This is a genomic window from Microbacterium sp. H6, from assembly GCF_003314775.1.
Lineage (GTDB): Bacteria > Actinomycetota > Actinomycetes > Actinomycetales > Microbacteriaceae > Microbacterium > Microbacterium oxydans.
Map to the genome: position 1 here is coordinate 1 of NZ_QOAY01000097.1, position 249 is coordinate 249.

Sequence of the window (249 nt, forward strand, 5' to 3'; positions counted from 1 at the left end):
CCACTGGGGCGCGGCTGTCTCCGACGCGGTGAGTTCGCCGGAAGGATCCGGGACCGTGCGGTCGCGAGGGATGAACGGCGGCTTCGTCAGCGCGGGGGTGGCCGGTTCCGGGGCGCTCACGGCCTCCGGTGGAACGACGGGCTCCGGGTCTACGACCGTCCCCGGAGCATCCGCTCCAGGCGACGTCTGCTCGGCCGTCAGCACCGATCCGCCTGTCGCGGTGTCGGCGGTGTCGGCGGGGGGCGGGGC

1 pseudogene is annotated in these 249 nt (G+C 75.1%); it reads right to left on the bottom strand.

Annotation, left to right across the window (positions count from 1 at the left end):
• A pseudogene (locus tag DSP71_RS22640) lies at nucleotides 1-249 on the bottom strand (hypothetical protein); the annotation flags it as partial.